We start from the raw sequence: 10,000 nt of genomic DNA, 5'->3' as shown, positions 1-10,000 counted from the left end.
CCGGTCAGGCCCTGGGTCGCCATCAGAATGCGTACCGCCTGCGCCGAGGTACGGCCTTCGGGGATGGTGATGAAGTGTTGCACCACACGGCCCTCAAGGATCTGATTGAGGACGCCGATCATCGACAGGCGCGACGGAAACTCATAGGTGCCGGCGCGCAGGGCATTGTCGCGGCCATCCAGCTTGGCCGCGATACGGAAGAAGGTCACCGAACGGATGACGCCCTGCTGCTTCAGCTTGCGCGCTATGGCATTGAGCCCCTGCCCGCGTTCGACCGTCACAGCTGTAACATTTCCGGATTTCGCCGAAGGTCCGGGTCCGTAGGTGTTGGCAAAAACGAACAGTCCTGCTGCCAGAAGCAGCAGGACGATACCGGACAACAGGCCCGCCACCGGCGCCATCAGACGCCGGTCTTTGCGCCGCGGGGCTGGGCGGGCCTTCTGCTTCGCCATCTTAGTCCACTTTGCCGAGGATCAGGGCCGCATTGGTGCCGCCGAAGCCGAACGAGTTCGACAGGACCTTGTTGATCGTCATCGGCTTGGCCTTATGCGGCACAAGGTCGATGGGGGTTTCATAGGCCGGATTGTCGAGATTGATGGTCGGCGGGGCGATCTGGTCACGGATGGCCAGGGCGCAGAAGATGGCTTCGACCGCGCCCGCCCCACCCAGCAGGTGGCCGATGGCCGACTTGGTCGAGGACACCGTGCCCGTCGCCGCGCGCTCGCCCAGAAACTTCTCGATAGCCTTCAGTTCAATGCCATCGGCCATGGTCGAGGTGCCGTGCGAATTGACGTAGTCGATCTCGGTCGGGTCGATACCCGCGTTTTTGGCCGCAGCGACCATGGCGCGGTAGCCGCCGTCGCCGTCTTCAGATGGCGCGGTGATGTGGTAGGCGTCGCCGGACAGGCCGTAACCCAGCACTTCGGCGTAGATCTTGGCGCCGCGCGCCTTGGCGTGTTCGTATTCTTCCAGCACCACAATGCCCGCGCCTTCGCCCATGACGAAACCGTCACGGTCCTTGTCGTAGGGGCGCGAGGCCCTGGTCGGCTGATCGTTGAAGGCGGTGCACAGGGCGCGGCAGGCGATAAAGCCCGCAATACCGATAGGAACGATGGCCGATTCGGCCCCGCCCGCGACCATCACGTCGGCATCGCCGCACTTGATCAAACGCGCCGCGTCACCGATGGCGTGCGCGCCGGTGGCGCAGGCGGTGACGACCGAATGGTTCGGCCCCTTGAGGTGGTGACGGATCGACACCTGACCCGAGGCCAGATTGATCAGCGAGGACGGGATAAAGAAGGGTGAAATGCGCTTCGGGCCCTTGGCCTGAAGCTCAAGCGCCGTATCGGCGATGATACCAAGGCCGCCGATGCCCGACCCGATCATGACGCCTGTGCGCTCCTGATCCTCGGCACTTTCAGGATGCCAGTTGGCGTCGTTGAGCGCTTCATCGGCCGCCGCAATGGCGTACAGGATGAAGTCATCGACCTTGCGGCGTTCCTTGGGCGACAGGACCGTGGACGGATCGAAAGAACCTTCGATGTCGGGGCCGCCACCGCCGCGGCCATCGACCGTCGGGACTTCGCAGGCCACCGTGCAGGCATAGTCTGTGGTATCAAAGGCGGTGATGTTTCCGGCCCCCGACTGCCCGTCGAGCAGACGCTTCCACGAAATATCCACACCCGCGCCCAAAGGCGACAAAAGACCCAAACCGGTGATGACGACGCGACGAACCATTTAAAATCAGCCCTGTTATGCAAATAGCAGAAGGGCGCGGCTTCGATGCGGCACAGACCGTCGAAACCACGCCCTCAATCCGGTAATTCAGATTAAGCGGAGAGCTTTTCCTGAATGTAGTTGACGGCGTCGCCAACGGTCAGGATGTGCTCAGCCGAGTCATCAGGAATTTCGATGTCGAATTCTTCTTCGAAAGCCATGACCAGCTCAACAATGTCGAGGCTGTCGGCCTCAAGATCGTCGATGAAGCTCGCCTTTTCCGTGACCTTATCCGGATCAGCGTCCAGATGATCAATCACAATCTTGCGAACACGTTCAAGAACTTCAGACATATCAGGCCCTCTAACAGGTTATATAAACACGACCCAAAGCGGCTTATGGCTTTGCAGGGGCCGGGTATCGGAATCTAAGCCAACTGCCTTTTATGCACACACTGTGCAGGTTTCAAGCCATTTTCAGCGGGCCGAAAGGCAGTCTTTCACAACAAAGACGTGATGGCAGGGTTAAATCATCACCATGCCGCCGTTCACGTGCAGGGTTTGACCCGTAACGTAACCGGCTTCATTGCTGGCGAGATAGACGGCGGCGGCGGCAATATCAGCCCCTTCGCCCAGGGCACCGGCCGGGATTTTCGACAGGATACCTTCGCGTTGCTGCTCATTGAGCACATCGGTCATCGGCGAGGCGATGAAGCCCGGCGCGATGCAGTTGACGGTGATATTGCGCGAGGCGACTTCCTGCGCCAGCGCCTTGGAGAAGCCGATCATGCCGGCCTTGGAGGCCGCATAGTTGGTCTGCCCCGCATTGCCCATGACCCCCACCACCGAGGTGATGCCGATGATGCGACCGTGGCGGCGCTTCATCATGCCCTTCACGGCGGCACGCGACAGGCGGAAATAGGATTCGAGATTGACCTTGATCACCGCGTCCCAGTCCTCATCCTTCATGCGCAGGATCAGGCCGTCCTTGGTAATCCCCGCATTGGCCACAAGGATGTCGAGCGGCGAACCGGCCGCCGCTTCGGCCTTGGCGATCAGGCCATCGACCTCAGCCGGGTCCGACAGGTTACAGGCGGCGACGAAGGCGCCTTCGCCCAGTTCGGCGGCCAGTTCCTGAAGCACGGCTTCGCGCGTACCGGACAGCACGACCTTGGCCCCTTGCTTATGCAGGGCACGGGCGATCTGCGCCCCCAGCCCGCCGGTGGCCCCGGTCACAAGCGCCGTCTTGCCGGTCAGTTCAAACATAGGTGTCTCCTGTGAGAAGGAAGAATAAAATCAGAGGCTCTTGGCAAACGCTTCAAAATCCGCCGCGCCGTTCAGCGCCACGGCTTCAGAGTCGGGGGCCAGACGCTTGATCATGCCGCTCAGCACCTTGCCCGCGCCAAGCTCGGCAAACCGCGTCACGCCGCCATCCTGCGCCAGCCACTGCACCGACTCGCGCCAGCGCACGCGGCCGGTCACCTGCTCGATCAGCAGCGGCGCAAACTGCGCCTTGTCGCCGACCGGCTGGGCCGTGACATTGGCCACCAGCACGGACTTCGGGTCATGGAAGGTGGTCTTGGACAGGGCCTCAGCCATTTCCTCGGCCGCCGGCTGCATCAGCGGGCTGTGGAACGGGGCAGACACATTGAGCAGCATGGCCTTGGCCCCCAGTTCCTTGGCTTTTTCGACCGCCAGATCGACGGCTGCCTTTTCACCGGAAATGACCACCTGCCCGGCATTATTGTCATTGGCGACGACGACTACACCCGCCGCACGTCCGGCTTCGCAGGCGGCTTCGGCCAGGGCCAGATCGGCCTTGGCCCCGATCAGGGCCGCCATAGCGCCCTGCCCCACCGGCACGGCGCGCTGCATGGCCTGACCGCGCAGTTTCAGCAGTCTGGCCGCATCCGCAAGCGTCAGCACCTCCATCGCCGCCAGCGCCGAATATTCACCCAGCGAGTGACCGGCGCAGAAAGCGGCCTTCGACACATCAACCCCGAAATCCGCCTTCAGCACGCGAACAACCGCCAGCGATACAGCCATCAGGGCGGGCTGCGCATTTTCGGTCAGGGTCAGGTCGGCTTCCGGGCCTTCGCGCATCAGCCTGAGCAGGTCCTGCCCCAACACCTCGTTGACTTCGCCGAAGACCTCACGGGCAGCCGCGAAATTATCGAACAGCTCGCTCCCCATGCCGACGCTCTGAGAGCCCTGTCCCGGAAAAACGAATGCCAGAGTCATGTAATGCCTTGTCCCGACCAGTTAATTGGAGCGGCATGGGTTAGGGCAATCCGCCCCCAAGGGCAAGAGGCTTGCGCCCCGCCCCGACGGACACCGCTGATCTGATCGACATGAAAAACGGTTGTAGGTGACCGCAAATATTCGTAAAGATAGAAGCGTTAAACAAGCGGCCGGGGCCGTCCAGAGGGGAATATAAGGGGGATTTCATGCGCTTATTGAAAAGCAGCGTCTTTGCGGGCGTTCTGGCAATCTGCGCCTTTTCGGCAGCGGCCGAGGCCGATCCGGCAAACACGCTGGGCGCGCCACCGCCGCTCACCGCGTTCAGTAAGCTTCCTGATATTGATAAGGTCGCCCTGTCGCCCGACGGGAAGCGCATAGCCCTGATCAAGGGGCTGGGGGCGCAACGTCTGTTGCTGGATATTGACCTTGAAAAGGATGAATTCAAAGCGCTGAAGGTCGGCGATGTGAAGGTCCGCTCCCTGTTTTGGGGGGATGAGACGCGCATCATCCTGATTTCGTCGCAATCAGTGGATCTGCGCGACTTTGTCGGCGGCAAGGATGAGTATTATTCGGGTCAGATACTCGATTTGCCGCGCAACAAAACCTTAACCCTGTTTGGTAAGACGGACGGTTTTTATCGTATCGTCATGGGCGATTATAACCGCATCAAGGTCAAAGACGCGTACCGAGTTACCGCCTCTAACGTCAAGATTGAGGGCGAAGGCCTGCGCAGTCTGTATAGTTTCGATCTGAATACCGGACGCGGGCATCAGATGGACGAAGTGCCCCATCACGTCCAGAACTGGATCGTGCGTCCGGATGGCGAGATCATGGCGCGGGCCGAATATGATCGTGACACCAGGGTGTGGACGCTGCGTTACCGGCAGAATGGCAAGTATCGTGCGATCTACTCGGAAAAGCAGTTGCTGGACGCGCCGTCTCTTGTGGGACGCGGCCGCGATGACGAATCGGTGCTGGTCTATATCAATGCTGGCGAAAAGGCTGGCAACTATTACGAAGTCTTCCCGGATGGCCGGTTCAGCGAGCCTCTGGATACCAAGGGCAGCAATGTCGGCACCTTCTATCATCCGGCAACGAGAAAGCTGGCGGGATTTATAAACTACAACCCCGATGGCCCCGTCTATACCTTCTTTGCCGCCGATCTGGCCAACCTGCCGCGTCTGATCGAAAAAGGGATGCCGGACTATACCTATCGCACTCTTGAAGATGTTTCGGATGATGGCAAGAAGATTATTGTCTATGGCGAAGGCCCCGGCGATCCCGGCTCCTACTACTTTATCGACTACACCACCAGAAGCTTCAAGATCGTAGGGCAGACGCGCCCCGAAGTGCCCGCGGAATGGGTCGCCGAAAAACGCAAGGTGACCTATAAGGCGGCGGATGGGCTGGAGATTCACGGCTATCTGACCCTGCCGCCGGGTCGGGAAGCGAAAAACCTGCCGCTTATCGTGCTGCCGCACGGCGGGCCAGAGTCCTATGACGACATCAGCTACGACTGGATGTCTCAGGCCATCGCCTCGCGCGGTTATGCGGTCCTGCAACCCAATTTCCGCGGTTCCAGCGGCTATGGCGAGGCCTTTACGGAAAAGGGTTATGGCGAATGGGGCCGCAAAATGCAGACCGACCTGTCGGACGGTGTGCGCTATCTGGCCAAGGAAGGCACGATCGACGCGAAGCGCGTTTGCATCGTCGGTGCGTCCTACGGTGGCTATGCGGCCATGGCGGGCGCGACGCTTGATCCCGGCGTCTATCGCTGCGCCAGCGGCATTGCGCCTGTCACCAATCTCAAGAAGATGATCGCTTACGAAGAAGAGTCCGTCGGCTATGATAAAAAGGCTCGGAAGGTGCTCTACTGGAAGCGTTTTCTGGGCGACGAAAGCCGCTGGGCGGAGGTGTCTCCGGACCTGAAAGCGGCCAATGTCACCATCCCCATCCAACTGATCCACGGCAAGGACGACACGGTCGTGCCGATTGACCAGAGCTACCGGATGCGCGACGCCCTGAAAAAAGCCGGTAAGGAGGTGGATCTGATCCTGCTCAAGGAAGAGGATCACTGGCTGTCGCGTGAAGCATCCCGCGTGCAGACCATGGACGCCGTGGTCAGCTTTATCGAAAAGCACAACCCGGCCTATTAGCTTTACGTCCGAGAGCACACGACTTTAGCAAAAAAGCGGTGCTTGTATGCTTAAGTTGACATATAGTTTCTTCGTGAGGGGACTTTGTTAAGGGGAAAATCATGCCATTTATCAATCGTCGGCACGCTATGGGTCAGCTTTTGTCCGCTAGCAGTCTGCTGACTGCTGTTCCGCTGGCAGTAGACGCTTCTACGGCGAGGGCGGCTGAGTCCCCTCGGCCGGCCATATCAGTGTACGGACGGTTGCCCGACATGTCTGAGGTCACGCTATCGCCGGACGGCAAGCGGGTGGGCTTTATTAGGAACATCAAGGGGCAGCTGGTCCTGATGGATTACGAGATCACGCCCGGCAAGCTGAACTTCATGCCCATCGCGGACATGAAGGTGCGTGATTTGACATGGGCCGACAATGATCGGTTACTCGTGACATCCTCCGTGACGGCTGATCTGGTCAGATTTATCGGAGACAAGAACGAATATTCGCGCGCTCATATCGTAGATGTAAAAGCGCGTACCTCTTTGCTGCTTTACGAAAATCTGAAGGACTACTACCCGATAGTCATAGGCAGCCTTGGGCGCATTTCGATCAACGGTAGACCCCATGTGACCGCCTCGAACGTGCGGTTTGGCGCTGAGGTTTTTTACAGCCTGTTGGCTTTCGACACCACCACAGGCCGTTACACCAAAATGGATGAAGGAAAGGAACACGTCCTTAATTGGGTTTATAAACCCGACGGTACTCTAATCGCGCGTTCGGAGTACAAGCAGAGCGAAAAATTGTGGCGCCTGCGCTATCTCAACACCCTGTGGACCACCATTTACGAAGAGGTGTTCGCCGAACTGGAGCGCCCGTTCCTGGTTGGACGAGGTCGCGCTGAAGACAGTCTGCTGGTCCGGTTTAACGGTGGCAAGTGGGACGGAAAATATATCGAATTTTCACGAGACGGTACACCGAGCGAACCAACCACACTTACAGGAGACAATGTGTCTCCTCTCATTCATCCAGCCTCAAAACGGCTTGTCGGTTTTGTAAGGCGCAACCCTGAAGGCAATGAATACGAATTTTTTGACCCATTGCTCGAAAAATTGCATAATGAAACCAATGCTCTGCTCGAAGGCAGTACCGTCACGCGGGTAATGTCGCGTGCGGATGATCCCCGTAAGCTGATTGCCTACAGCGAAGCCGTTGACGACGCCGGAAGCTATTACTTCATCGACTTCACGACCGGCCAGAATAAGCTGGTAGGACAAACCCGTGCGGATTTGCCGGCCGAGTGGATCGCCCCCAAAAGCGAACTCACCTACAAGGCAGCAGACGGCCTCAGCATTCATGGCTATCTGACTCTGCCCCCGGCCCCGGCGCTCAAGGGCCGTGACCCGAAGAACCTGCCCCTGGTGGTTTTACCGCACGGCGGTCCGCAAAGTGCTGATGAGATCGGTTTCGACTGGTGGTCACAGGCACTGGCCTCACGCGGATACGCTGTGCTGCAACCGAACTTCCGTGGTTCCGACGGTTACGGTCAGGAGTTTGTCGAGAAGGGCTACGGTGAGTGGGGTCGCAAGATGCAAACCGACCTCAGCGATGGTGTGCGCCACCTCGCAAAGGAGGGCATTATTGACGCCAGGCGCGTTGCCATCACCGGCGCCTCCTACGGCGGTTATGCGGCCATGGCGGGGGTAACGCTCGACCCTGGAATCTACCGCTGTGCGGTAGCTGTAGCCGGCGTATCCAACCTGAAGGCCATGATGGACTGGGAATTCAAGGAAACAGGTCGCCGACTAAGCCCAACGCTTCAATACTGGAATCGCTTTATGGGCGACAAAAGCCTGTGGGACGCTGCGTCCCCTGATTTGCACGTGGACAAATGCGATGTCCCGGTTTTGCTCATCCACGGTAAGGACGACGATGTGGTCCCGATAGAACAAAGCCAGCGTATGCAAAGAGCTATGCAAAAGGCCGGGAAACCGATAGAAATGCTCGTCCTTGCCGGTGAGGATCACTGGCTGACCACAGAAGCGACACGCCTTCAGATGCTTGAAGCGACCATCGCCTTCATTGAAAAGCATAACCCACCAGCCTGAGACGATTCTGACTTGCAAAGCGCAAGCTCTTAAGTTGCGATAAGCAAGTCAAATCCGGTCAGATTATCTGAGCCAAGGGCGGCAAACCGTCGTATAAGGCGTTACAAATTCAATGGAGACGTCCCATGATCACCCGTGCCGCTCTGATTGCCGCCGCCTTCGCCCTCACCGCCGCCTCGCCCGCCCTTGCCGCGCTTAAGGTGGGCGACAAGGCTCCCGACTTCATGGTCAAGGCCGCCACCAATGGCAAGGTTCATGATTTTTCGCTGAAATCGGCCCTGAAGCAGGGCCCGGTGATCGTGTACTTCTATCCCAAGGCCTTTACCGGTGGCTGTTCGCTGGAGGCGCGTCAGTTTTCCGAGAACATGGACAAGTTCGCCGCCAAAAAGATCAGCGTTGTGGGCCTTTCGGCGGATGATGTGCCGACGCTTCAGAAGTTCTCGACCGCGGACTGCGGCGGCAAGTTCCCGGTGGGCTCCGACAAGGGGGCCAAGATTGCTGAAAAATACGACGCCAAGCTGCCGGCGGTGCCGATGTCGGGCCGCGTTTCCTACGTGATCGGCAGGGATGGCAAGATCACTTTCGTGCATGACTCGAAAGACGCCGCCACCCACGTCCCCAGCCTGCTGGCCGCCGCGAATGGCCTGAAATAACGGCTTTTCCTTATCTGACTTGATTATGCGGGCGTTATAGACTATAGCGCCCGCTTCGCTTGCGTGGTGGTCATCCCTCATTGTGAGGAGCCATGATCCATCGTGTGTCCGGGACTTCCGCCCGAATGCGCGCCACCCCGCTCAACGGAAGAGGACCAAATGGCACTTTATGAACACGTCGTGCTCGCACGGCAGGACATTTCGCCGCAACAGGCGGAAGGTCTCAACGATACCCTCAAGGCGCTGATCGAAGAACTGGGCGGCTCGGTCGCCAAGATCGAATACTGGGGTCTGCGCAACCTCACCTACCGCGTGAAGAAGAACCGCAAGGCGCACTACTCGCTGCTGGCCATTGATGCGCCGGCCGCCGCCGTGAAGGAAATGGAACGTCAGTTGTCGATCAACGAAGACGTCATCCGCTTCCTGACCGTTCGCGTCGAAGAGCTGGATCTGGAACTGTCGCCGGTTCTGTCGCGTCGTGACCGTCCGGAGCGCGCTGAGCGTTCCGAACGTGCTGAATTCGCTGAGCAATAAGGAGATCTGAAGATGGCTGAAGACACTATCGCCGCCACTCCGGGCGCTCCCGTCGGCTCCGCTCCGGCTCGTCGTCCGTTTTTCCGCCGCCGCAAGGTGTGCCCGTTCTCCGGCGCCAACGCCCCGAAGATCGACTACAAGGACGTGAAGCTGCTGCAACGCTACATCTCCGAGCGCGGCAAGATCGTGCCGTCGCGCATCACCGCTGTGTCGCAAAAGAAGCAACGTGAACTGGCCAAGGCCATCAAGCGCGCCCGCTTCCTGGCACTTCTGCCCTACGTCGTGAAGTAAGGAGACGCACCCATGAAAGTTGTTCTCCTGGAACGCGTTGAAAATCTGGGCGTTATCGGTGACGTCGTGTCGGTTAAGGACGGCTTTGCCCGTAACTTCCTGCTGCCGCGTCACAAGGCCCTGCGCGCCACGACCGCCAATCTGAAGTTCTTTGAAGCTCAGAAGGAACAGATCGTCGCCCGTAACGCCGCCGCTCGCTCGGCTGCCGAAACGCAAGGCGCCGAACTCGACGGTCAGCAGTACGTGATCATCCGTCAGGCGGGTGAAACCGGTCAGCTCTACGGTTCGGTCACCGGCCGTGACGTCGCCGACGCGGTCGCCGAAACCGG

General features: G+C 59.2%; 11 protein-coding genes. 6 read left to right on the top strand and 5 right to left on the bottom strand.

The features are described from left to right. The 5 genes from LDL37_RS04440 to fabD form a co-directional block, all read right to left on the bottom strand. A partial coding sequence (locus tag LDL37_RS04440) for an endolytic transglycosylase MltG (RefSeq protein ID WP_290794950.1) occupies nucleotides 1-452 on the bottom strand: 452 nt, incomplete at its 3' end. 1 nt (nucleotide 453) lies between these two features. Then, nucleotides 454-1,737: a beta-ketoacyl-ACP synthase II gene (gene fabF / locus LDL37_RS04435; RefSeq protein ID WP_290794947.1), complete on the bottom strand. Its 1,284-nt coding sequence runs from the start codon at nucleotides 1,735-1,737 to the stop codon at nucleotides 454-456. Between the two features lie 92 nt (nucleotides 1,738-1,829). Continuing rightward, complete coding sequence (locus LDL37_RS04430) at nucleotides 1,830-2,069, bottom strand: acyl carrier protein (protein ID WP_013480251.1); 240 nt, start codon at nucleotides 2,067-2,069, stop codon at nucleotides 1,830-1,832. Nucleotides 2,070-2,240: 171 nt separating this feature from the next. Then, nucleotides 2,241-2,981: a 3-oxoacyl-[acyl-carrier-protein] reductase gene (fabG, locus tag LDL37_RS04425; RefSeq protein ID WP_126423878.1), complete on the bottom strand. Its 741-nt coding sequence runs from the start codon at nucleotides 2,979-2,981 to the stop codon at nucleotides 2,241-2,243. Nucleotides 2,982-3,011: 30 nt separating this feature from the next. After that, a complete protein-coding gene (gene fabD, locus LDL37_RS04420) occupies nucleotides 3,012-3,956 on the bottom strand; it encodes an ACP S-malonyltransferase (RefSeq protein ID WP_290794938.1) in 945 nt (314 codons plus the stop codon). 206 nt (nucleotides 3,957-4,162) lie between these two features. On the opposite strand from fabD, the gene LDL37_RS04415 reads away from it, so the two are divergent. The 6 genes from LDL37_RS04415 to rplI form a co-directional block, all read left to right on the top strand. After that, nucleotides 4,163-6,112, top strand: coding sequence for a S9 family peptidase (locus LDL37_RS04415; RefSeq protein WP_290794935.1), 1,950 nt, complete (start codon nucleotides 4,163-4,165; stop codon nucleotides 6,110-6,112). Between the two features lie 251 nt (nucleotides 6,113-6,363). Beyond that, a complete protein-coding gene (locus tag LDL37_RS04410; RefSeq protein ID WP_290794932.1) occupies nucleotides 6,364-8,193 on the top strand; it encodes a S9 family peptidase in 1,830 nt (609 codons plus the stop codon). Between the two features lie 125 nt (nucleotides 8,194-8,318). Continuing rightward, the gene (locus LDL37_RS04405; RefSeq protein WP_290794929.1) at nucleotides 8,319-8,846 is read left to right on the top strand and encodes a peroxiredoxin; all 528 of its coding nucleotides are present in this window, start codon (nucleotides 8,319-8,321) and stop codon (nucleotides 8,844-8,846) included. A gap of 159 nt (nucleotides 8,847-9,005) precedes the next feature. Next, on the top strand, nucleotides 9,006-9,380 hold the full coding sequence (rpsF, locus tag LDL37_RS04400; protein ID WP_013480245.1) for a 30S ribosomal protein S6: 375 nt from the start codon (nucleotides 9,006-9,008) through the stop codon (nucleotides 9,378-9,380). A 12-nt stretch (nucleotides 9,381-9,392) separates the two neighbouring features. After that, a complete protein-coding gene (gene rpsR / locus LDL37_RS04395; protein ID WP_013480244.1) occupies nucleotides 9,393-9,671 on the top strand; it encodes a 30S ribosomal protein S18 in 279 nt (92 codons plus the stop codon). A gap of 12 nt (nucleotides 9,672-9,683) precedes the next feature. Next, the coding region (gene rplI, locus LDL37_RS04390; protein WP_290794924.1) for a 50S ribosomal protein L9 at nucleotides 9,684-10,000 on the top strand (317 nt) is incomplete at its 3' end.

Source organism: Asticcacaulis sp. (assembly GCF_020217185.1).
Taxonomy (GTDB): Bacteria; Pseudomonadota; Alphaproteobacteria; order Caulobacterales; family Caulobacteraceae; genus Asticcacaulis.
The sequence above is the reverse complement of the archived record's forward strand: the minus strand, read 5'-3'. Positions and strand labels throughout refer to the sequence as shown.

Bases quoted from the DNA above. Each gene is read 5' to 3' on its own strand.
- fabF (WP_290794947.1), bottom strand. From the start codon at position 1,737: ATGGTTCGTCGCGTCGTCATCACCGGTTTGGGTCTTTTGTCGCCTTTG.
- LDL37_RS04430 (WP_013480251.1), bottom strand. From the start codon at position 2,069: ATGTCTGAAGTTCTTGAACGTGTTCGCAAGATTGTGATTGATCATCTG.
- fabG (WP_126423878.1), bottom strand. From the start codon at position 2,981: ATGTTTGAACTGACCGGCAAGACGGCGCTTGTGACCGGGGCCACCGGC.
- fabD (WP_290794938.1), bottom strand. From the start codon at position 3,956: ATGACTCTGGCATTCGTTTTTCCGGGACAGGGCTCTCAGAGCGTCGGC.
- LDL37_RS04415 (WP_290794935.1), top strand. From the start codon at position 4,163: ATGCGCTTATTGAAAAGCAGCGTCTTTGCGGGCGTTCTGGCAATCTGC.
- LDL37_RS04410 (WP_290794932.1), top strand. From the start codon at position 6,364: ATGTCTGAGGTCACGCTATCGCCGGACGGCAAGCGGGTGGGCTTTATT.
- LDL37_RS04405 (WP_290794929.1), top strand. From the start codon at position 8,319: ATGATCACCCGTGCCGCTCTGATTGCCGCCGCCTTCGCCCTCACCGCC.
- rpsF (WP_013480245.1), top strand. From the start codon at position 9,006: ATGGCACTTTATGAACACGTCGTGCTCGCACGGCAGGACATTTCGCCG.
- rpsR (WP_013480244.1), top strand. From the start codon at position 9,393: ATGGCTGAAGACACTATCGCCGCCACTCCGGGCGCTCCCGTCGGCTCC.